The organism is Streptomyces sp. NPDC005574 (assembly GCF_040605435.1).
Classification (GTDB): domain Bacteria; phylum Actinomycetota; class Actinomycetes; order Streptomycetales; family Streptomycetaceae; genus Streptomyces.
In genome coordinates this window covers 214,933-236,257 of sequence record NZ_JBEXCW010000001.1, presented here as the reverse complement: position 1 = coordinate 236,257, position 21,325 = coordinate 214,933, and the positions used below count along the sequence as shown (strand labels likewise).

The window sequence follows — 21,325 nt, the reverse complement described above, 5'->3', positions numbered from 1 at the left end:
ACGCCAAGAGCCCGGCCCCTGTTGACGGGGGCCGGGCTCGGTCGTCGTACCGCGGGTTTCAGCCCGCTCAGCCCAGTTCCCGGGGCGGTGTCCGGTCGCTGTCGACCTTCTGGACCCGCACCAGTTCGCCCCAGACCACATAGCGGTACCGGGAGGTGAACACCGGTGTGCAGGTCGTCAGGGTGATGTAGTGGCCGGCCTTCCTCCTGCCGGACTCGCGGGGGATCGCGCCGAGGACCCTGACGTTGTACTTCGACGTCTCGGGAAGGATGCCGTAGACCTTGTAGACGTACCACTCGTCCTTCGTCTCGAAGACGATCGGGTCACCCTTGCGGATCTTGTCGATGTCGTGGAACTTCGCCCCGTGGCCGTCGCGGTGGGCGGCCAGGCTGAAGTTGCCCTTCTTGCCGGTGGTCGGCAGCGCGGCCTTGACGGGGTCGGTGTAGTAGCCGGCGACACCGTTGTTGAGGATCTTCGTCGACGTGCCCTTCTCGACCAGCACCTCGCCGCTCCCCATCGCCGGCACGTGCAGGAAGCCGATGCCCTTCCTGGTGTTCAGCGCACCGGGCCCGCGGACCTGGGCCCACGTGTCGCGGACCTTGTCGCCCTCCCGGTCCGCCTTGCGGTCCGCGACGACGTTCGTCCACCACAGCGAGTACACGACGAACAGACCGAGCACCAGCCCCGCGGTGATGAGCAGTTCACCGAAGACACTGGCCGCCAGGGCGATCCGGCCGGGGCCACGACGGGGCGGTACCTGCGCGTCGGCCTGGTCCTCGTGCTGCTCGGTGTCGCCGGTGGTCGCTGCCACTTCTATCCGTCCCTACTCGACGAGCGCATCCGGCTTGCCCTTGCTGCGCGGCCGTTCCTCGACCATCTTGCCCCAGACGATCAACCGGTACTTGCTGGTGAACTCCGGCGTACACGTGGTGAGCGTGATGTACCGACCGGGCACGGTGAAACCGGACCCCTTGGGGACGGGCTCGATCACCGTCGTGTTGCTCGGAGCGGTCACCGGCAGCATCGACGACATCTTGTAGACGAAGTACTTGTCCTGCGTCTCGACGACGATCGCGTCGCCCGCCTTCAGCCTGTTGATGTACCGGAACGGCTCACCGTGCGTGTTCCGGTGCCCAGCCAGCGAGAAGTTGCCCGTCTTCGCGTCCGGCATCGCCGTCTTCAGCGCGCCCTCGCCGTAGTGACCGACCATGCCCCGGTCCAGCACCTTCTTGTTGCTGACACCCTCCGCGATCGGCACCACCACATCCAGCTTCGGGATGTGCAGGATCGCGAAACCCTGCCCCGGCTGGAAGGCACCGGGAGCGCGCTTGCCGTTCGCCCAGTCGTTCTGGAGACTGCTCGTCTCCTTGTCCGCCTGCGCGTGCGCCCGGACGTTCGTCCACCACAACTGGTAGGTCACGAACAGCAGCATCAGCACACCGGTGGTGATGAACACCTCGCCTATGGCCCGGCTCGCGACCACCGCCGCGCCGGGTTTCCGCGCCCGCGCCTGCCGCCGCGCCTCCATACGGGAACTCGGCGCCGAGGCCCGCCCCTCGCCCCGCTCCGGTGGAGCGGAGGACTCGGACACGCCCCCGTGACGCCCACCACGACGCTTGGCGGCCCTTCTGCGGGCCGCACGGCCACCCGCGGGGGTTCCTGTGGCAGGAGAGGCCGACGAGGCGCCAGGAACGGACCTGTAGCCACCGGCCAGAGGCGGTGGCTCCGGCAGCCGCAGCGCCACCGTCTCCTCGTCGATCGGCGGCTGGTACGGCGCCCCGCCGTAGGCGTCACCGCCGTACGCCCCGTACGACGCGTCACCGCCGTACGCGTCCTCGCGCTCGGGGCGCAGCGCGGTCACGCCGAGGCCCTGCCCACCACCGGGGCAAGCCCCGCCGACCTCGCCACCGCACCCTGGTCACCGCACTCCAGCAACCAGTTGGCCAGCATCCGGTGCCCGTGCTCGGTCAGCACCGACTCGGGATGGAACTGCACACCCTCCACCGGCAGTTCGCGGTGACGCAGCCCCATGATGATGCCGTCGTGCGTCCGCGCGGTGACCTCCAGCTCGGCCGGTACCGTGCCCGGCTCCGCCGCGAGCGAGTGATAGCGGGTCGCCGTGAAAGGCGACGGCAGACCGGCGAAGACGCCCCGGCCCCCGTGCTCCACCGCGGACGTCTTCCCGTGCAGCAGCTCCGGGGCCCGGTTCACCACGCCGCCGTACGCCACCTGCATCGACTGCATGCCCAGGCACACCCCGAACACCGGCACTCCGGTCGACGCGCAGTGCCGCACCATCTCGACGCACACCCCGGCCTCCTCCGGCGTGCCCGGCCCCGGCGACAGCAGCACACCGTCGAAACCGTCCTGCGCGTGCGCCGTCGACACCTCGTCGTTGCGCAGCACCTCACACTCGGCGCCCAGCTGGTACAGGTACTGGACCAGGTTGAAGACGAAGCTGTCGTAGTTGTCCACGACGAGAATCCGCGCACTCACTGGTTGTCCACCGTCACATCGTTGAAGGGAAGCAGCGGTTCGGCCCACGGAAAGACGTACTGGAACAGGGCGTAGACCACGGCCATCACCAACATCAGGGAGAGGAACGCCTTCACCCACGCGTTCCCCGGCAGATGCCGCCAGATCCAGCCGTACATGCCGTCCCTTCCGTCGTACCACGGCACCAGACCCACGCCGTACCGCACCAGACTAGCGGCGCAGAGCCCTTGGTTTACCGGCCTCCACAGGCTGTGTGGAGTCCAGGTGCGCCCACACGATCAGCCGGTGACTGTGCCCCCACTCCGGATCGCACGTGGTCAGCGTCAGATACCGGCCCGGACGCGTATACCCCGACTTACGTGGCACAGCGTCGATCACCTCGACGTCCGTGGGAACGGTTTTGTACGGCCCTTTGTCGATCCGGTAGGTGAACCACGTCGACCCGTCCGTCAGTACGACTGCGTCCCCCCGTCGCAGCGTGGGGAAATCCTTGAACGGATCGCCGTACGTGCGCCGGTGCCCGGCCACCGAGAAGTTGCCCCGCTGCCCGAGCCGCGCGGTCCGCGCGTAGTGGCCCAGCCCGTTCTTCAGCACGTCCGTACCGGTGCCCTCCAGCACCGGCTTGTTCCACGTGAAACCAAGACGCGGGATGTACATGATCGCGAAAGGCTTCCCGTACGAGTACGGCCCCGGCGCCCGCGGAGCGACAGCGGCACCCGGTCCCGCACTCCCGGCGGACGCGGACGCGGCCGGCCGGACGCTGCTCCTGGCCCACTGGTCCTGGAGGACGTCGACCTGGTGGTCCATCGCCCCGTCGGCCCGCACCCCGGTCCAGAAGAGCACGTACACCACGAACAGCACGATCAGGCTGCCGACGGTGATGCACAGTTCACTGACGGTCCTGACCACACCGCGCACCGGCAGCTCCCCAGCGGGCTCGCACGACCTACTCGACGGGTTTGGCGTACTGCAGATCCACTGTGCCCGAGTAGCCGGGAAGAGTCACCGCCCCGTCCTCCTCGACTTTCCAGCCGAGCCCGTACACGTTGACGTACACCATGTAGTTCTGGATCGACGGCGCCTCCGCCAGCGCCTTCTGCAGCTTCTCCGGATCACCGACCGCCGTGATCTTGTACGGCGGCGAGTAGACCCGCCCCTGGAGGATCAGGGTGTTGCCCACACAGCGCACGGCGCTCGTCGAGATCAGTCGCTGGTCCATCACCCTGATCCCCTGGGCGCCCCCCTGCCACAGGGCGTTCACCACCGCCTGGAGGTCCTGCTGGTGGATCACCAGGTAGTCCGGCTGGGGCTCCGGATACCCCGGCAGCTTCGCGGTGGCGTCCGGCGGAGCGTCGTTCAGCGTGACCGAGACGGCGTCCCCCCTCAGCTTCTGCGTGCCCGCGTTCTTCTCCAGGGCGGCGAGCTTGGCGTCCTCGGCCTTGGTGCTGCCGTCGTCCCGCTCCGCCAGGGACTCGATGTCACCGCGGAGTGACGCGTTGGAGTCGCCGAGCTCACCGTTCTTGCGGCTGCGCTCCTGGATGAGGTCGGAAAGCTTCAGCAGGGACGTGTCCGTGCGGATGTTGGTGCCCTTGGCCGTGTTGAAGCTGGTGAAGAAAATGAGTCCCGCGAGAGCGAAGACGCCCACTGTGAGGACCCGAACCGGCCGGAAACGGCGCACACGGGTAGGGCTGGCCTCCGTCCCCGGAGAGTCGGCAGAATTGCTCAACGTACCCTTATCTCCTTCGGCGGCGCGGAAGCACTACGCTAACGGACGCCCGGGGGAGCACTCAGTGTCCCCTTGTACGCTGCCCCGGAGCCCACGCCAGTTCCCTGCGCGGCCACGCAGCGCATCGACAGGAGAGACCCTCGTGCCGAAGTCACGTATCCGCAAGAAGGCCGACTACACGCCGCCGCCTGCCAAGCAGGCGACCGCGATCAAGCTGAACAGCCGCGCATGGGTCGCGCCCGTGATGCTGGCCATGTTCCTTCTCGGGCTGGCCTGGATCGTCGTTTTCTATGTGACCGACGGTTCGCTGCCCATCGACAAGCTGGACAACTGGAACATCGTCGTGGGCTTCGGCTTCATCGCCGCCGGATTCGGCGTCTCGACGCAGTGGAAGTAAGGGCCACGGGGTGGTGAACACACCTCTGCCCAGGGCTATCCACTGAGTTATCCACAGCCTTTGTCCACAGTGTCCACACGGTGGGGAAAAAGAACGACGATCTGTGGATAACCTCTCGGGTGTTGACGCCGGTGTGACTGACTGACCGGCAACCGAAAGCTTGTTCGCCCCCTGTCTGACCTGCGGAAATGCTGGTCAGTGACAGGGGGCACACCTGTTCCCGCACACTATGCACAAGATCCGCCACACGCTGTGGAAAACGCCAGCTCAGGTGAGCTGTGCGGTGCGCAGAAGCGTCATGCCCACGATCACCACGAGGACCAGGGCGCAGGTGCCGTACTGGATCAGCGCCCGTCGTTCGCGCGGGGCGTGGACCATGGCGTAGCCGGTCACGACGCCCGCGACCAGGCCGCCGATGTGGGCCTGCCAGGCGATGTTGCCCCAGCCGAAGGTGAAGATCAGGTTGATCACCAGCAGGGCGATGATCGGCCGCATGTCGTAGTTGAGGCGGCGCATGAGGACGGCGGTGGCGCCGAAGAGACCGAAGATCGCTCCGGAGGCGCCCAGCGAGGCGCTGGTCGGGGAGGCCAGCAGATAGGTCAGGGCGCTGCCGGCGAGGCCCGAGACGAGGTAGAGGGTGAGGTAGCGGGCCCGGCCGAGGGCGGCTTCGAGGGGGCCGCCGAGCCACCAGAGGCTGAGCATGTTGAAGCCGATGTGCCAGACGGCCTGGTGGGTGAACATCGAGGTCACCATGCGGTACCACTCGCCCTCGGCGACGCCCTGGGAGGGCGTGAAGGGGGCCGGCGGCCAGGAGCCGATGAGGACCAGGTCGTTCAGGAGCGAGGACCGGATGTGGACGGCGACGAAGACCGCGACGTTGATGCCGAGGAGGATCTTGGTGACCAGTCGGGGGTCGGCGGTGACGGTGCCGCCGGCGATGGTGCGGGGCCGGGCGGCGGTGGGGGCGGGCCCTGTGCCGGAGGCGCCGCGGACGCAGTCGGGGCACTGGAAGCCGACCGAGGCGCTGACCATGCACTCGGGGCAGATCGGGCGGTCGCAGCGGGTGCAGCGGATGCCGGTCGCGCGGTCGGGGTGCCGGTAGCAGCCCGGCGCGTTCTGCGCGGGCTGGGCGCTGTGGTCCTCGGGGCCCTGCGGGCTGCCTGGCGCCTGGTCCATGAGATCCCCTAAGTCGTCGTACCCACGTGCGTCGCCCCGCCCATCCTTACGGACGAGCGGGGCGAATGGTTCCCTTCGGACGTGGCCACGGGGTTTCGGCCGGGGAACCGGGGGTGGCTAGTGCCGTGACCGGAAAGGTTCACCGGCTCGCGACGCCCGGCACGGCACTAGCGGGTCTCCACGACCACCGACTCGATGACGACGTCCTTGACGGGACGGTCGTTGGGGCGGCTGGTGGGGAGGGCCGCGATCGTGTCCACGACCTTCTGGCTGGCGGAGTCGGTGACCTCGCCGAAGATGGTGTGCTTGCGGTTCAGCCAGGCCGTCGGGGAGACGGTGATGAAGAACTGCGAGCCGTTGGTCCCCGGGCCGGCGTTGGCCATGGCGAGCAGGTAGGGCTTGTTGAAGGAGAGGTCGGGATGGAACTCGTCCTCGAACTCGTAGCCGGGGCCGCCGATGCCGGTGCCGAGGGGGTCGCCGCCCTGGATCATGAAACCGCTGATGACGCGGTGGAAGACCGTGCCGTCGTAGAGCTTGTCCGTGGACTTCTGGCCAGTGGCCGGGTGGGTCCACTCACGCTCGCCCTGGGCGAGTTCGACGAAGTTCCTGACCGTCTTGGGTGCGTGGTTCGGCAGGAGCCGGACCTCGATGTCGCCGTGGTTCGTCTTCAGGGTGGCGTAAAGCTGCTCGGCCACGAGGTGCCTTCCGTTCTGTTTCTGTACGCCCGACCGATCCTTGCACGGTTCGGGCGGTGCTTCGCCCGGCGACGGTGGTCCGGCGGGAGGGCAGCGGGGGCGGGTGGGGTCAGAAATCCGGCCGACTGGTGGCGGGGCGGGGGCGCGGGGCAAGGATCCGTGGCATTGTCGACGACAAGCTCCCGTTGCCCCGTATTCATCCGCTATTACACGTGATCGGTTCCCAGGCGGTCGGTGATCGAAGATGGGTTCGGCGTCCTCCTGGGTGACCCGGATGCCCGCCCTGCATGCCCGGGGGGTCACCGACAGGCATGATCCGTAGAAGCGTGGAAAGTCGAAATACCATACGCCACCGAGGAGGAGGAACCCGTGACCCGCATTGAAAGCGTGCGCGCCGCGACCGGCTCGGCGAAGGACAGCGTGCTGCACGCCGCGGAAGTGGTGGCGCCGTACGCCGACACGGCCAAGGACAGGGCCGCGCACTACGCGAACGAGGCTCGCGTACGGCTCGCGCCCAAGGTGTCACTGGCCGCCGAGCAGGCCCGCGTCCAACTCGACACGCATGTGGTGCCGCGTCTGGAGCAGGCGCGTACGCATGTGCCGCCGAAGGTCGACCAGGCCGCGCACGAAGCTGCCGTTCGAACCCGTAAGGCCGCCCGGCAGGCTGCCGACTATTCCCGGCCGAAGATCGAGCAGGCGGTGGCCGCGGCCGTGCCTGTGAGGGACGAGGCCGCGGCGCGCTCCGCCGCCGCGCTGGTCGCCTTGCGTGGGCAGGTCTCACCCAAGGAGATCCAGAAGCTGGTGCGCAAGCACGAGCGGCGGGCCAGGTCGGGCCGCCTCGCGAAGCGCCTGGCGATTCTGGGGATCGTCGCGGGCGGTGCTTTTGCCGCCTGGAAGTGGTGGGACAAGCAGGCGAATCCGGACTGGTTGGTGGAGCCGCCGGCCGCGACGGAGGTGCCGGAGTCGGGTCGGCTGGCGTCGGTGGACGGCAGCGGCCAGTCGGTCCTGGACCCTGAGGTTCAGGCGAAGCAGGCGGAGGAGGAGTCGGCGGACCGGGACGACCGTCCCTGACACCGGCGGCTTTCGCCAACGTGGCTGTGGGGCAGGAGACTTCGTGTCTCCTGCCCCACAGCCATGTTTCACGTGGAACCGAAGCGGGAGGGCCGGACAGCGAGGGGGCGGTGTCTTTACCGCCGGCGTTCCCGGTGACGTTTGCAACGGGGTGATGGCGCCGACCGGGCGAAAATACCCTTCACGCTGTGCGACAAACCGGTGACAGGCGCCCATGAGGCCAGCTCACGGAGGGTGTGGTCGCCGCGATGTTCGCCTCGCCCGCCCCGTGATCGTCCGCGCCGACGGCCCGCGGCCCACTGTTCACCCGGACCGTTTGCGCAAATGTCGGCGATCATGTCGGCGCACGGCCCGCACCGCGCGTGACGCACGTCACTTTGAGCGGGTGGAACACGGAAACCGGCCGGAGGCCCGTAGGGGCGTCCGGCCGGTTCGAGGTGTGGAGCCTAGGGGAGTCGAACCCCTGACATCTGCCATGCAAAGACAGCGCTCTACCAACTGAGCTAAGGCCCCGCAAGCGGCGCGTCCGACCGGTGAACCACATACCGTCGGGCGCCGCAGACCAGACTACCGGGTCACCCCGGGTATCTCGCAAAAAGATTGGGGGTCCCGGTGAACGACCACGCTCCGTAAGATGCTCGGCGTGGTTCGCTACAGCGAACCACAGTACTTGGGGAAGCGATGGGGAGACGCAATGGACGCCGCACAGCAGGAAGCGACCGCAAGAGCGCGGGAACTGCAGCGGAACTGGTACGGGGAGCCGCTGGGGGCGCTCTTCCGCAAGCTCATAGATGATCTCGGGCTCAACCAGGCCCGCCTGGCGGGGGTGCTGGGACTGTCCGCGCCGATGCTGTCGCAGCTGATGAGCGGTCAGCGGGCGAAGATCGGCAATCCCGCCGTGGTGCAGCGGGTGCAGCTGCTTCAGGACCTGGCGGGGCAGGTCGCGGACGGCAGCGTCAGCGCGGCCGAGGCGACCGAACGCATGGATGAGATCAAGAAGTCCCAGGGGGGATCGGTGCTGAGCAACACCACGCAGACGACGAGCAGTTCGGGTGCTCCCACCGTCAAGCGGGTGGTCCGCGAGATCCAGTCCCTGCTGCGGTCGGTGGCGGCGGCCGGGGACATCATCGAGGCGGCGGACACCCTCGCCCCGGCCCACCCGGAACTGGCAGAGTTCCTCCGGGTGTACGGAGCGGGTCGTACCGCGGACGCGGTCGCGCACTACCAGTCCCACCAGAACTGAGCGGGCGGCCCGGTCGCCGAAGGGGGTTCGGCAGCCGGGCCGGCCGCAGCGGCGGAAGGTGAGAGGCCGGCTTCTGCCGCGGTGCGGGACACGCGGGGGTGTGTCCCGCACGAGAAGGGGCGCGGGAGGGTCGGACCGCTCGTCCGGGGGGAAGCAAGGGGGGTAACCGAAGGGGGAGGGGCGGCACACATCCATGGGTGAGGTCTTTGCCGGCCGGTACGAACTGGCCGACCCGATCGGACGCGGTGGAGTCGGCGCCGTCTGGCGCGCCTGGGACCACCGGCGGCGCCGTTATGTGGCGGCGAAGGTTCTTCAGCAGAGCGACGCCCACTCGCTGTTGCGGTTCGTCCGCGAGCAGGCGCTGCGGATCGACCACCCCCATGTGCTGGCGCCCGCCAGCTGGGCCGCCGACGACGACAAGGTCCTCTTCACGATGGATCTGGTCGGCGGGGGTTCGCTGGTCCATCTCATCGGGGACTACGGCCCCCTGCCTCCCGGGTTCGTGTGCACGCTGCTCGACCAGCTCCTCTCGGGGCTGGGCGCGGTGCACGCGGAAGGTGTGGTGCACCGGGACATCAAGCCCGCCAACGTGCTGCTGGAGGCCACCGGCACCGGCCGGCCGCGGCTGCGGCTGTCGGACTTCGGCATCGCGATGCGGCTGGGTGAGCCGCGGCTGACGGAGACGAACCTCGTGGTGGGGACGCCGGGGTATCTCGCGCCCGAGCAGATGATGGGCGCCGAACCGGACTTCCCCGCCGATCTGTTCGCGGTGGGGCTGGTCGCCCTGTATCTGCTGGAGGGCGCCAAGCCGGACGCGAAGGCGATCATCCAGTACTTCACGGCGCACGGCACTCCGAGCGCGCCCAAGGGCATCCCGGAGCCGCTGTGGCAGGTGGTGGCGTCGCTGCTCCAGCCCGATCCGCAGGCGCGGTTCCGGACGGCGACGGGGGCCCGCAAGGCGCTCGGCTCGGCCGTGCAGTTGCTGCCCGAGACCGGCCCGGACGACGAGCTGATCGAGATCTTCGACCAACTCGGCCCGCTTCCGGCGGGGTTCGGACCGGACGGACCGGCCAGGCCGGGACGCGGGGTGCGGGTGGGGCCGGGGAGGGCCCTGTCGGGGGACGACGTGTCGTCGGGGTCGGGGACCCCTGCCGGTGCCGCCCACGCGGAAACCGGCGCCGCGGGTGGCGAGCTTGCCGGCGGTTCCGTGGCGTCCGGCTCGGTCGAGGGTGTCGTATCGCGGGATTCCGGGGCCGTATCGCGGGATCCTCGGCGAAGTGGGGGGTCCCGGCCGGCTCCGGACGGCCAGGACTCCCGCGTTCCCCCGGTCCCCGGTGCGCAGCCGCTCGGGATGTCGGACACCGGCAGCTTTCATCTGCCGCCGCCTCAGCCGACCGTCTCCTCCCAGGTGTCCGCCGTACGGACGCCTCACGCGAACCCGCGGGCGGAGGGCGGGCAGCTGCCGGACGAGCAACGTCGGGGCGCGTGGCAGCACTTCTCCCCCGACGATCCCACGTACGACCTGCCGTCCCCTCCGTCTCACGCACCACGTCCGGCGGTGCCCGCCGTGGCCGCGGTGCCGGACCGGTATCAGCGTGAGGACGCCTCCACCGCTTCGTACACCGCTGAGGTCCCCAAGGTCCCGGCGTTCACGCAGGGGCACGCGCAGCCGCGTCACCGGGCCGGCCGTCGGGCCCTCCGGGCCGGGCCGCCCGCCAAGGTCGTGGTTCCGCTGCTGCTGCTCGCGCTGGCCTGCTACGCAGTGGGTTTCTGGGCGCTGACCCGCGTCTGACGGGCCACACCGCCGCTTCCCACGACGGTGAGGCTCGACCAGGGGCGGGCCGGCTACCGCTCGCCGGGCCTCCGTCGCGCCAGCGCCGTCCACGCTCCGAGCGCCACCAGCAGTACGGTGCCGGCGCCGATGCCGCCCGCGGCGACGAGCCGCATCGTGGCGTCGCCCCCCGAGGCGCCGTTCCCTGCGGCCGTCTGCCCGTCGCGTGCCGTGTCTCCGAAGATTCCGGCCGGCTCGGCGGGCCCGTCGTAGCCCGGGCCGCTCAGCGTGCCGCCCTTGATCCGTACGCGCAGGGTGAGTCCGACGGGTGCGTCGCCGAAGCGGTCGGCGACCTGCGCGGACAGGTTCACGACGAGGTAGTACGAGCCGGCGAACCGCATGGTGTTCACGCGGTCGGCGACGGCGTAGCGGTTGGGGTAGGAGACCGGCGGGACGGGTTGCAGGGTGGCCGACCTCTGGTTGCCGTCGTAGGTGACGCCGGTGTTCTCGATCTCGGCGCGCACCGGATTGTGGAGCGACACGTTGAGGGCGCCCGGTACGAAGCCCTTGCCGCCGCTGGAGTTGCCCAGTTCCACGGTGGCGTAGGGCTGGCGGCCCCAGCCGAGCGGTACCGCGTAGAAGAGGGTCTGTCCGGGCCGTATGTCATCGCGCCACACTCCCTCGGTGAGAGGTGTGGCGGAGGCGAAGCCCAGGCCGCCGCGGCAGCGCCGGGGATCGCCCGGGAGGGGCTGCGCCGAGGCCGAGTTCCAGGTCTCGGGGGCGCTGGTGGCGGTGGCCTGGCGCAGGCGGGGCTCCAGGACGGGGGAGAGCTCGAGGTCCCAGGTGCCCGGGGAGGAGTCCGTGCCGGTGATGCGCTCGACGACCAGGTAGTACGTGCCGCCGGCCTGGCACAGGACGCGCGTGGTCCTGGTCTCTCGGGTGCCGACGGCGGTGACGGGGTGCGGGCTGCGGCTCGGGCCCACGGTGGCGCTGTCGAAGGAGCAGGAGTTGCCGTCGGCGTCCTGGACCGAGACCCGGATGCCGTCGCCCGCCGTGACGGTCCTACCGGCGCGGGGGACGGCGGTCGCGGCGACGTAGGCGTTCGACGTGTCGTCGAGTTCGAGGCGGTAGTAGACCTTGCCGGTGCCCGGCAGGGAGCTGGTGTACGACGTGCCGGGCGTGAGGCGTTCGGCGTCCGTGGTGCTGGTCCTGGCGGCGACGGGCCGGGCGCCCTCGGCGAAGGCGTAGCGACCGGCGCCGGAGCCGGGGCTGGGGCCGGAGCCCGGGCCCGCGGTGCCGGCCGCCGTCGCGGGCACCCCGGGCAGCATCGCGACCGCCGCGCACAGGGCGGCACCCACGACGGCCGCACGCGCGTGCGCTCGCGTAGGCAGCGCGAGCGCGCGCGGGGGCAAGGTGACAGGCGGCGGGACGGAGGCCCGGGCGGGCGCCGGGGAACGGCCGTACGACACTCTCGCGCGCCACCACGCCGTACGCCGCCCCATCGTGCGCCACCCCTCGTCGTCCGCGCGGATCGCGGACCGTGGCCCATCCTGCCCCGCCGGGCCGCGCGTCATCCGCGCAATGCGTACGAGCGTCCGAAACACCCGGGGCACGGTGCGCTTAGAGGAGCCGGGCAACACAAAACCCCGACCGTGAGAGACGGCCGGGGTCTGGTCAGAATCGGTTGTCGGTCCTCACGAACCCGTGGGCACGGAGTCGGTCGCCTCCGTCCACAGATCCTGCTCGGCGCGATCCGCCTGGATCTGGCGGTACACGAGGAGCCCGCCGATGGCGGCCAGTGCGACCAGGAGAAGCTTCTTCACCGTGCGACCTCGTCTTTCCTTGACGTAGGGGACTTGTGGCGCCCGACTATACACACCGGCCGAGACCGATCGGTGACCTGCGTGGGCCCCTCAACTACCGCCCCGGGTACCGCAATAGAAGCGGATGATGCCGCCCCGATCAGAGGGTGATCACACCCCCACAGGCGGTGATTCAGGCACGGTTTCCCCTCATTTCTACTCTTCTGACGGCTTTGCGGCCATACGGGTGGTGTTCATCCGAAGATCGACGCGCCACGGGCGTCGGTCCACCACTTCCCGACCCACATACACATCATGAGGAAAGTACGCAAATCGCCCGACCCGAAAGTGAGGGGCCATGGCCCAGAACAAGGTCATGAAGCTGTGGACCGCCATCGTCACCGCCTTCCTCGCGCTGTTCACGGCGCTCGGACTCGTCACGACGACAGCCGCCGCGGCAGTACCGCAGACCGAAGCCCCGCGCAACAGCGGAAGCGCCACGACCGCGCAGGTACCGACGACGGCGTCGGCCCCGTGGGCCTGGTCCTTGGCCAGGTCCCTGCCCCCCACGATGAAGCAGCGCATCCACGCCGAGGCCCACGGCAAGTCCCCCAGCTGCCGCCACCGCCCGTCGGCGGACGCGGAAGCGGACCTGACCGCGGCGCCGGACACCCTGTGCGCCTCCCCCGACGCCCTGGACGCGCCCGACGCCCCGCTCCAGCGCTGAACGACCGCGCTCAGCGGCCCGCGCTCCGGGCGCCGGCACCAGGCCCCGACACGCGTCACCGCCGATCATCCTTCACCGCTCATCACGCCTCACCGCTCATCACGTATCTCGCACCACCGATCCCCGCGCCTCTCGCTCGTAGCGGCGCAGCAGCCCCTTCTTCCTCACGTCCATGACGGAACGGCGAACTTGCGTACAACGCTCTCGAAGAAGACCTGAGAAAGAACCGACGAAGACCCCCGGCCCACCGGCCGGGGGTCTTGTGTTTCCCTCCTCTTGTCGCACAGGCGGCCTTACGCGGAGGTCGTCGTGAGCGGAGGCGGCCGTGCGGGGGTCCCTGGGTGCGGGGACCGTGCGGTGCGGGGGCGCGCGGGTAGCCGAGGCCCGGTGGGTGCGGGACCGGCGTAAAAGCGCCTCGCATACGGCGAAGACCCCCGGTCCTGATGGACCGGGGGTCTTCTCGCTGGTGGGGCTAACAGGATTTGAACCTGTGGCCTCATCCTTATCAGGGATGCGCTCTAACCAACTGAGCTATAGCCCCGCCGCGCTGTGCGGAGTGTGTCCCGCGCGCTGACTCCTGAAGATTAGCGCACGACACGGGCAGTCCCAAAATCGGTTGTGACGGGTGCTTCGGCGGAGGTTTGGCACGACCGCCGAAGCGAAGTCACTCGTCCTCGGCGAGCGTCAGCTCGACGCCGCCGACGAAGCCGGCGGACAGGTTGTAGATGAACGCGCCCAGGGTCGCGAGGGCGGTCGCGAGGACGACGTCGATGACCGCGATGATCGTCGTGAAGATCAGGACGTTCGGCAGCGACAGGAAGGACTGCAGGTCGAAGCCGTTCGACTCGTTGGAGCCGGTCGCCTCGGAGATCGTGCCGCCGACCGTCGAGAAGACGCCCATCGCGTCCATGACCATCCACAGCACGGCGGCCGCGACGATCGTGCAGATGCCCAATGCGATGGACAGCAGGAAGCTGACCTTCATCACCGACCAGGGGTCGGCCTTGGCCACGCGCAGGCGGGCCTTGCGGGTGCGGGGCACGGTGCGCGCGCCTGTGCGCGGTCGGCGTACGGCGCCCGCCGGGCCGTCGGCGGGGTAGGCCTGCGGCGGGTGGTAGGGGCCGGCGGGCTGCTGCGGCTGGCGTTCGCCCGGCAGCGGGGAGGGGGCCTTCGGGGCCTGTGCCTGGACCGGCGGCTGGTGCGGCTGGGCGCCCGAGGCCTGGGCCGCGGCCGGGCCCGCGCCAGCGGTGTACTGCTGGGCCTGCGGACCTCGGGTGTCCGTCACAGTTCCCCCCTGGGAATCATGCGTGTCGGGCGAGCGCGAGTCGGTCGCGGGAGACTTGATCGCTTGAAGATTGGTCGTGTGCGGGTCTGTCGCGTTCGTGGCGGAGCCACGGCCACCGCCGCCCGTGTTCGTACCGGTCGATCCGGCGCCCGTGGCTCCGCTCACGCTGACTCACTCCTCGTGCTACTCGGCCGAGGGCGCGTCACCCTCATCCGTGCCGGTGGTCGTGGCATCCTCGGCGGTCTCGGCGAGGGCGTCGTCACCCTCGACCGCTTCCGCCTCGCGCCCCGCCTCGGCGTTACGAGCGACGCCGACCACGGCATCGCGCTTGCCCAGGTTGATCAGTTGGACGCCCATGGTGTCACGGCCCGTCTCCCTGATCTCGTTGACTCGCGTACGAATCACACCGCCGGACAGCGTGATGGCGAGGATCTCGTCCGTCTCCTCGACCACCAGCGCGCCGACGAGCGACCCGCGGTCCTCCACGATCTTGGCAGCCTTGATGCCGAGGCCGCCGCGACCCTGGACGCGGTACTCGTCGACGGCGGTCCGCTTCGCGTACCCGCCGTCTGTGGCAGTGAACACGAACGTACCGGTTCGAACAACATTCATCGAGAGCAGCTCGTCGCCCTCACGGAAACTCATGCCCTTGACACCCGAGGTGGCGCGGCCCATGGGGCGCAGGGTTTCGTCCGTGGCGGTGAACCTGATCGACTGGGCCTTCTTGCTGATCAGCAGCAGATCGTCGTCGGCCGAGACGAGTTCGGCTCCGATCAGTTCGTCGTCGGAACCGTCCTCCGTCTCACGGAGATTGATCGCGATGACGCCACCGGAACGCGGCGAATCGTAATCCTTCAGAGGCGTCTTCTTGACCAGACCGCCCTTGGTGGCCAGGACCAGGTACGGCACGGCCTCGTAGTCGCGGATCGCGAGGATCTCCGCGATCGCCTCGTCCGGCTGGAAGGCCAGCAGGTTCGCGACGTGCTGGCCGCGCGCGTCCCGGCCGGCGTCCGGCAGCTCGTACGCCTTCGCGCGGTAGACGCGGCCCTTGTTGGTGAAGAACAGCAGCCAGTTGTGCGTCGTCGTCACGAAGAAGTGGTCGACGATGTCGTCCTGCTTCAGCTTCGTCCCACGGACGCCCTTGCCGCCCCGCTTCTGCGAGCGGTAGTCCTCCGTCTTGGTGCGCTTGATGTAGCCGCCGCGTGTGATGGTGACGACGATGTCCTCTTCGGCGATCAGGTCCTCCATGGACATGTCGCCGTCGAAGGGCACCAGCTTGGAGCGGCGGTCGTCGCCGAACTTCTCGACGATCGCGGCGAGTTCCTCGCTGATGATGCCGCGCTGGCGCACCGGCGAGGCCAGGATCGCGTTGTACTCGCGGATCTTCGCCTGGAGCTCGTCGTGCTCCTGGATGATCTTCTGGCGCTCCAGGGCGGCCAGTCGGCGCAACTGCATCTCGAGGATGGCGTTGGCCTGGATCTCGTCGATCTCCAGGAGGCCCATGAGGCCCTCGCGCGCGATCTCGACGGTGTCGCTGCGCCGGATCAGCGCGATGACCTCGTCGATGGCGTCCAGGGCCTTCAGCAGGCCGCGCAGGATGTGCGCCCGCTCCTCGGCCTTGCGCAGCCGGAACTTCGTACGGCGGACGATGACCTCGATCTGGTGCGTCACCCAGTGCCGGATGAACGCGTCCAGGGACAGGGTGCGCGGCACGCCGTCGACCAGCGCCAGCATGTTGGCGCCGAAGTTCGTCTGCAGGTCGGTGTGCTTGTAGAGGTTGTTCAGGACGACCTTGGCGACCGCGTCCCGCTTCAGCACGATGACCAGGCGCTGGCCCGTGCGGGAGGACGTCTCGTCACGGACGTCGGCGATGCCGCCGACCTTGCCGTCCTTCACCAGGTCGGCGATCTTCTGCGCCAGGTTGTCGGGGTTGACCTGGTAGGGGAGCTCGGTGACCACCAGGCACTGGCGGTTCTGGATCTCCTCGACCTCGACGACCGCGCGCATCGTGATGGAGCCACGGCCCGTGCGGTACGCCTCCTCGATGCCCTTGCGGCCCACCACCAGGGCGCCGCTCGGGAAGTCGGGGCCCTTGATGCGCTCGATCAGGGCGTCCAGCAGCTCCTCGTGGGAGGCCTCGGGATTCTCCAGGTACCACTGGGCGCCGGCCGCGACCTCGCGCAGGTTGTGCGGCGGGATGTTGGTGGCCATGCCGACCGCGATGCCCGCCGAGCCGTTGATCAGCAGGTTCGGGAAACGGGCGGGCAGGACGGTCGGCTCCTGGGAGCGGCCGTCGTAGTTGTCCGTGAAGTCGACGGTGTCCTCGTCGATGTCGCGGACCATCTCCATGGACAGCGGCATCATCTTGCACTCGGTGTACCGCATGGCGGCCGCCGGGTCGTTGCCGGGAGAGCCGAAGTTGCCGTTGGAGTCCACCAGCGGCATGCGCATCGACCACGGCTGCGCGAGGCGGACCAGCGCGTCGTAGATCGAGGAGTCGCCGTGCGGGTGGTAGTTGCCCATGACGTCGCCGACGACGCGGGCGCACTTGTAGAAGCCCTTCTCGGGCCGGTAGCCGCCGTCGTACATGGCGTACAGGACGCGGCGGTGGACCGGCTTGAGGCCGTCCCGCACGTCGGGCAGCGCGCGGGAGACGATGACGGACATCGCGTAGTCGAGGTAGGAGCGCTGCATCTCCGTCTCGAGCCCGACGGGCTCGACACGCAGGACGATCTCGCCGCCCTCTTCAGGCGTGCTGGGGGTGTTCTCGTCGGCCATTGCTGGTGAAGATCCTTTCTGCGGCGGTCAGCTGAGACCGACTCAGATGTCGAGGAAGCGGACGTCCTTGGCGTTGCGCTGGATGAAGGCACGGCGCGCCTCGACGTCCTCGCCCATGAGGACCGAGAAGAGGTCGTCCGCCTGGGCCGCGTCGTCCAGCGTGACCTGGCCGAGCACGCGGTGCTCCTGGTCCATCGTGGTGATGCGCAGTTCCTCGGCGTTCATCTCGCCGAGGCCCTTGAAGCGCTGGACCGAGTCGTCGCGGATGCGCTTGCCGTTCTGCCGGCCGAGTTCGATCAGCGCGTCGCGCTCACGGTCGGAGTACGCGTACTCGAAGTCGTCCCGGCCCCACTTGATCTTGTACAGCGGGGGGCGGGACAGGAAGACGTGTCCGGCCTCGACCAGCGGCCGCATGAAGCGGAACAGGAAGGTCAGCAGCAGGGTGTTGATGTGCTGGCCGTCGACGTCGGCGTCCGCCATCAGGATGATCTTGTGATAGCGGAGCTTCTCGATGTCGAAGTCCTCGTGGACCCCGGTGCCGAACGCGGAGATCAGCGCCTGGATCTCCTGGTTCTGCAGGATCTTGTCGATCCGCGCCTTCTCGACGTTGAGGATCTTTCCCCGGATCGGGAGGATCGCCTGGTACTGCGGGTTGCGGCCGGACTTGGCCGAACCGCCGGCGGAGTCACCCTCGACGATGAAGATCTCGCACTTGGTGGGGTCGTTCGACTGGCAGTCGGACAGCTTGCCCGGCAGGGACGCCGACTCCAGCAGACCCTTGCGGCGGGTGAGGTCGCGCGCCTTGCGGGCCGCCACGCGCGCGGTGGCCGCCTGGATCGACTTGCGGATGATGTCCGCGGCCTCGTTGGGGTTGCGGTCCAGCCAGTCGCTGATGTGCTCGTGGACGACCTTCTGCACGAAGGTCTTCGCCTCGGTGTTGCCCAGCTTGGTCTTGGTCTGGCCCTCGAACTGCGGCTCACCGAGCTTGATCGAGATGATCGCCGTCAGACCCTCGCGGATGTCGTCACCCGTGAGGTTGTCGTCCTTCTCGCGCAGCAGCTTCTTGTCGCGCGCGTACCGGTTGATGAGACCGGTGAGCGCCGCGCGGAAGCCCTCTTCGTGGGTGCCGCCCTCGTGGGTGTGGATGGTGTTGGCGAAGGAGTACACGCCCTCGCTGTAACCGCTGTTCCACTGCATCGCGACCTCGAGGGAGAGCATGCGCTCCCGGTCCTCGGCCTCGATGTCGATCACCGTCTCGTGGACGACGTCGCCCTTGCGGGAGTTGAGGTACTTCACGAAGTCGACGATGCCGCCCTCGTAGTGGTACGTGACGGTCTTGACCTCGGCCTTCTCGTCCGCACCCGCCTCGTCGGCCCCGGCCGTGGCCTTCGCCGACTCGCGCTCGTCAGTGAGTTTGATCGTCAAACCCTTGTTGAGGAACGCCATCTCCTGGAAACGCCGCGAGAGCGTCTCGAAGGAGTAGTCGGTGGTCTCGAAGATGTCGCCGTCGGCCCAGAAGGTGACCGCCGTACCGGTCTCCTCGGTGGCCTCGTGCTGCGCGAGCGGGGCCGTGGGGACGCCCAGCTTGTAGTCCTGCGTCCAGCGGTGGCCGTCCGTCCGGACCTCGACCGCCACCCTCGTGGACAGCGCGTTCACGACGGAGACACCCACGCCGTGCAGACCGCCGGAGACGGCGTACCCGCCGCCGCCGAACTTGCCGCCCGCGTGCAGCACGGTCAGCACGACCTCGACCGCCGGCTTGCCCTCGGAGGGCACGATGCCCACCGGGATACCGCGGCCGTTGTCGACCACACGCACGCCGCCGTCGGCGAGGATCGTCACGTCGATCGTGTCCGCGTGACCAGCCAGCGCCTCGTCGACGGAGTTGTCGACCACCTCGTACACGAGGTGGTGAAGTCCACGCTCACCGGTCGAGCCGATGTACATACCGGGTCGCTTGCGGACCGCGTCCAGACCCTCGAGGACGGTGATGGCGCTGGCGTCGTACGAGGCGGTGACCTCGCCGTTCGAGGTGGATGCCTCGATGTTGACGCCGGCGTCGGTGGACGGGATGTTCTCGTTGGGGTTGCCGGAATCGGCCACGAAGCGCCCTTTCTGGCACAGCACCAGCCAGGCTCGTCGGCGGGTTGCCGGAGCGGCTGCGGCATGTTGCGTTGGTAAGCCTTGATCAGCGTTGCTCAGCTTTTCCCGGGCGGTCCCCACGTTCGGGGCGGGATTGGCTCCAGTCTACCGGTAGCGCCGACAGTGATGGGGGTTTGCCGGTACCTGAGTCCCCATGTGCCGCCCTGAACCGGTCTCCGCCGGGTCCCCATATACGGAACGGGGCTCAAAGAGGCTCACGGAGGCACTCAGCGCTTCCGGGTGTCAACCCATGGCTACTTGGGAGTCAGGTCGGCATTCGCCACCGCGTGCGGTAGCGCGCCGGGACCTCGGACAGCGCCACGATCAGCCCCGGGACGTGACGTACCTCACCCATAGGTGTCACCGGGTCCGGTGCTCCCGGGGGCACGCAGCGGGCCGTAGCGACGGACGGGGCCGGCGGGGCCGTGGACCTTGATCAGCTTCACCGTGCCGTGCCCGAGGTCCTCGTTCAGCCGGGCGACGAGCTGCGGCGCGAGCAGCCGCAGGTTCGTCGCCCACGCCGTGGAGTCGCAGCGCACGACGAGCACCCGCTCGTCCTCGTCGTACGTCTCCGGCTCGCAGTGCTTGGCCAGGTCCTCGCCGACGATCTGCGGCCAGCGCCCCATCACACCGCCCACCGCGGCCGGCGCCTCCCAGCCGCGCTCCGTGATCAGACGGTTGATCGCCGCTCCCAGCGCCATGGGATCGCGCCCGTCGGCGCGCGCACCGGAGCGCAGCCCCCCGCGCCGCGCCTGCTTCTTCTGCTGGGCCGCGTCCCCGCGCGCGCGTGCCTGCTCCTTGGCCGCCCGCAGCGCCACGCGCGCGAGGTCCACCCCGGAGGGCTCCGGGGCCTTCTTGGGGGCCGCCTCGTCCTTGCCGTCACTCACGCGCGCTCCACCGTCCCGTCGGACACCGTGTACCGCACCCCCGCGAGCACATGCGGTACGTCGTCGTCGACCGCGGCCGTCACCAGGACCTGCTCGCCCGGCGCGACCAGCTCCGCCAGCCGCTCCCGGCGACGGGTGTCCAGCTCGGCGAACACGTCGTCGAGAACGAGCACCGGCTCGTTCCCCTCGGCGCGCAGCAGGTCGTACGACGCCAGCCGGAGCGCCAGTGCGTAGGACCAGGACTCGCCGTGCGACGCGTACCCCTTCGCCGGCAACTGACCCAGCTTCAGCAGCAGTTCGTCCCGGTGCGGCCCCACCAGGGTCACGCCCCGCTCGATCTCCCCCTTGCGGGCCTCCGCGAGCGCGGCCATCAGCTGCCCGTAGAGATCCTCACGCGTGTGTGCCTCGCCCGGCGCGGACGGCCTGTACTCCAGCGCCACCGGACCCCCGCCCGGCGCCAACTGCTCGTACGCCTTGTCGGCCAGCGGCTGGATCGCGGCGATCAGGTCGAGACGCTGTGCGAGCAGCTCCGCGCCCACGCGCGCGAGATGCTGGTCCCACACGTCGAGGGTGGACAGGTCCATGGAACGGCCGCCGTGCCGGCGGGCCAGCGCCGCCGTCTTCAACAGCGTGTTGCGCTGCCTGAGGACCCGGTCGTAGTCCGACCGGACCCCGGCCATGCGCGGCGAGCGCGCGGTGATCAGCTCGTCGAGGAAACGCCGCCGCTCACCGGGGTCGCCCTTGACCAGCGCGAGATCCTCGGGCGCGAACAGGACGGTCCGTACGATACCGAGCACGTCCCGCGGTCTGACCTGCGACGATCTGTTGATGCGGGCCCGGTTCGCCTTGCCCGGGTTGAGTTCCAGCTCGACCAGCTGCTGCCGCTCGCCCTGGCGGACCTGTGCCCGGATCACCGCGCGGTCGGCGCCCATGCGCACCAGAGGGGCGTCCGAGGAGACCCGGTGACTGCCGAGGGTCGCCAGATAGCCGACCGCCTCGACCAGGTTCGTCTTGCCCTGCCCGTTGGGACCGACGAACGCGGTGACGCCCGGATCGAGCGGGACCTCGACCCGGGCGTAGGAGCGGAAGTCGGCCAGCGACAGATGCGTGACGTGCATGGTCGTTCGCC

The 21,325-nt window shown here is 69.3% G+C and carries 20 protein-coding genes and 2 tRNA genes; 5 read left to right on the top strand and 17 right to left on the bottom strand.

Annotation, left to right across the window (positions count from 1 at the left end; genetic code table 11):
• Nucleotides 1-67: 67 nt before the first annotated feature.
• From ABZT03_RS01140 to ABZT03_RS01115, 6 genes are read right to left on the bottom strand one after another with little or no spacing between them, the layout of a single operon-like run.
• Nucleotides 68-811 (bottom strand): class E sortase, encoded by a 744-nt coding sequence (locus ABZT03_RS01140; RefSeq protein ID WP_356031721.1) that lies wholly within the window; start codon nt 809-811, stop codon nt 68-70.
• Between the two features lie 12 nt (nt 812-823).
• A complete protein-coding gene (locus tag ABZT03_RS01135; protein WP_356031719.1) occupies nt 824-1,861 on the bottom strand; it encodes a class E sortase in 1,038 nt (345 codons plus the stop codon).
• Entirely contained in the window at nt 1,858-2,496 is a 639-nt protein-coding gene (locus ABZT03_RS01130) for an aminodeoxychorismate/anthranilate synthase component II (protein WP_356031716.1), read from the bottom strand. The genes ABZT03_RS01135 and ABZT03_RS01130 overlap by 4 nt, the downstream gene beginning before the upstream one ends.
• On the bottom strand, nt 2,493-2,690 hold the full coding sequence (locus ABZT03_RS01125; RefSeq protein WP_356031714.1) for a hypothetical protein: 198 nt from the start codon (nt 2,688-2,690) through the stop codon (nt 2,493-2,495). The genes ABZT03_RS01130 and ABZT03_RS01125 overlap by 4 nt, the downstream gene beginning before the upstream one ends.
• A gap of 16 nt (nt 2,691-2,706) precedes the next feature.
• Nucleotides 2,707-3,414: a class E sortase gene (locus ABZT03_RS01120; protein WP_356031712.1), complete on the bottom strand. Its 708-nt coding sequence runs from the start codon at nt 3,412-3,414 to the stop codon at nt 2,707-2,709.
• Nucleotides 3,415-3,442: 28 nt separating this feature from the next.
• Nucleotides 3,443-4,222 (bottom strand): DUF881 domain-containing protein, encoded by a 780-nt coding sequence (locus tag ABZT03_RS01115; protein WP_356031710.1) that lies wholly within the window; start codon nt 4,220-4,222, stop codon nt 3,443-3,445.
• A gap of 142 nt (nt 4,223-4,364) precedes the next feature.
• Here ABZT03_RS01115 and crgA point away from each other — a divergent pair, with 142 nt between their 5' ends.
• Nucleotides 4,365-4,619 carry a cell division protein CrgA gene (gene crgA, locus ABZT03_RS01110; protein ID WP_356031708.1) on the top strand — a complete coding sequence of 85 codons (255 nt, stop codon included), beginning with the start codon at nt 4,365-4,367 and terminating at the stop codon, nt 4,617-4,619.
• A gap of 267 nt (nt 4,620-4,886) precedes the next feature.
• On the opposite strand, the gene ABZT03_RS01105 is transcribed toward crgA, so the two are convergent.
• Nucleotides 4,887-5,795 (bottom strand): rhomboid family intramembrane serine protease, encoded by a 909-nt coding sequence (locus ABZT03_RS01105; protein WP_356031706.1) that lies wholly within the window; start codon nt 5,793-5,795, stop codon nt 4,887-4,889.
• Nucleotides 5,796-5,962: 167 nt separating this feature from the next.
• On the bottom strand, nt 5,963-6,490 hold the full coding sequence (locus ABZT03_RS01100) for a peptidylprolyl isomerase (RefSeq protein ID WP_356031704.1): 528 nt from the start codon (nt 6,488-6,490) through the stop codon (nt 5,963-5,965).
• Between the two features lie 369 nt (nt 6,491-6,859).
• On the opposite strand from ABZT03_RS01100, the gene ABZT03_RS01095 reads away from it, so the two are divergent.
• Nucleotides 6,860-7,561: a DUF5324 family protein gene (locus ABZT03_RS01095; RefSeq protein WP_356031702.1), complete on the top strand. Its 702-nt coding sequence runs from the start codon at nt 6,860-6,862 to the stop codon at nt 7,559-7,561.
• A 440-nt stretch (nt 7,562-8,001) separates the two neighbouring features.
• On the opposite strand, the gene ABZT03_RS01090 is transcribed toward ABZT03_RS01095, so the two are convergent.
• Nucleotides 8,002-8,074, bottom strand: a tRNA-Ala gene (locus ABZT03_RS01090).
• Between the two features lie 181 nt (nt 8,075-8,255).
• Between ABZT03_RS01090 and ABZT03_RS01085 the strand changes: the two genes are divergently transcribed.
• Nucleotides 8,256-8,804, top strand: a complete 549-nt coding sequence (locus ABZT03_RS01085; protein ID WP_356031700.1) for a DNA-binding protein — start codon at nt 8,256-8,258, stop codon at nt 8,802-8,804.
• Nucleotides 8,805-8,997: 193 nt separating this feature from the next.
• Nucleotides 8,998-10,596, top strand: a complete 1,599-nt coding sequence (locus tag ABZT03_RS01080) for a protein kinase (RefSeq protein WP_356031698.1) — start codon at nt 8,998-9,000, stop codon at nt 10,594-10,596.
• A 53-nt stretch (nt 10,597-10,649) separates the two neighbouring features.
• Here the strand turns inward: ABZT03_RS01080 and ABZT03_RS01075 are convergent, their stop codons facing one another.
• Nucleotides 10,650-11,987 carry a hypothetical protein gene (locus ABZT03_RS01075; RefSeq protein WP_356031696.1) on the bottom strand — a complete coding sequence of 446 codons (1,338 nt, stop codon included), beginning with the start codon at nt 11,985-11,987 and terminating at the stop codon, nt 10,650-10,652.
• Nucleotides 11,988-12,269: 282 nt separating this feature from the next.
• Nucleotides 12,270-12,398 carry a DLW-39 family protein gene (locus ABZT03_RS01070; RefSeq protein ID WP_003999697.1) on the bottom strand — a complete coding sequence of 43 codons (129 nt, stop codon included), beginning with the start codon at nt 12,396-12,398 and terminating at the stop codon, nt 12,270-12,272.
• Between the two features lie 337 nt (nt 12,399-12,735).
• Between ABZT03_RS01070 and ABZT03_RS01065 the strand changes: the two genes are divergently transcribed.
• Nucleotides 12,736-13,104, top strand: a complete 369-nt coding sequence (locus ABZT03_RS01065; protein ID WP_356031694.1) for a DUF6344 domain-containing protein — start codon at nt 12,736-12,738, stop codon at nt 13,102-13,104.
• A 464-nt stretch (nt 13,105-13,568) separates the two neighbouring features.
• Here the strand turns inward: ABZT03_RS01065 and ABZT03_RS01060 are convergent.
• The 6 genes from ABZT03_RS01060 to recF form a co-directional block, all read right to left on the bottom strand.
• Nucleotides 13,569-13,645, bottom strand: a tRNA-Ile gene (locus ABZT03_RS01060).
• A gap of 123 nt (nt 13,646-13,768) precedes the next feature.
• Complete coding sequence (locus ABZT03_RS01055) at nt 13,769-14,554, bottom strand: DUF3566 domain-containing protein (RefSeq protein WP_356031692.1); 786 nt, start codon at nt 14,552-14,554, stop codon at nt 13,769-13,771.
• 18 nt (nt 14,555-14,572) lie between these two features.
• Nucleotides 14,573-17,167, bottom strand: a complete 2,595-nt coding sequence (gene gyrA / locus ABZT03_RS01050) for a DNA gyrase subunit A (protein ID WP_356031690.1) — start codon at nt 17,165-17,167, stop codon at nt 14,573-14,575.
• Nucleotides 17,168-17,209: 42 nt separating this feature from the next.
• Nucleotides 17,210-19,294, bottom strand: coding sequence for a DNA topoisomerase (ATP-hydrolyzing) subunit B (gene gyrB / locus ABZT03_RS01045; RefSeq protein WP_356031688.1), 2,085 nt, complete (start codon nt 19,292-19,294; stop codon nt 17,210-17,212).
• Nucleotides 19,295-19,656: 362 nt separating this feature from the next.
• On the bottom strand, nt 19,657-20,196 hold the full coding sequence (locus ABZT03_RS01040; protein WP_356031686.1) for a DciA family protein: 540 nt from the start codon (nt 20,194-20,196) through the stop codon (nt 19,657-19,659).
• Nucleotides 20,193-21,314, bottom strand: coding sequence for a DNA replication/repair protein RecF (gene recF / locus ABZT03_RS01035; protein ID WP_356031684.1), 1,122 nt, complete (start codon nt 21,312-21,314; stop codon nt 20,193-20,195). The genes ABZT03_RS01040 and recF overlap by 4 nt, the downstream gene beginning before the upstream one ends.
• Nucleotides 21,315-21,325: the final 11 nt, after the last annotated feature.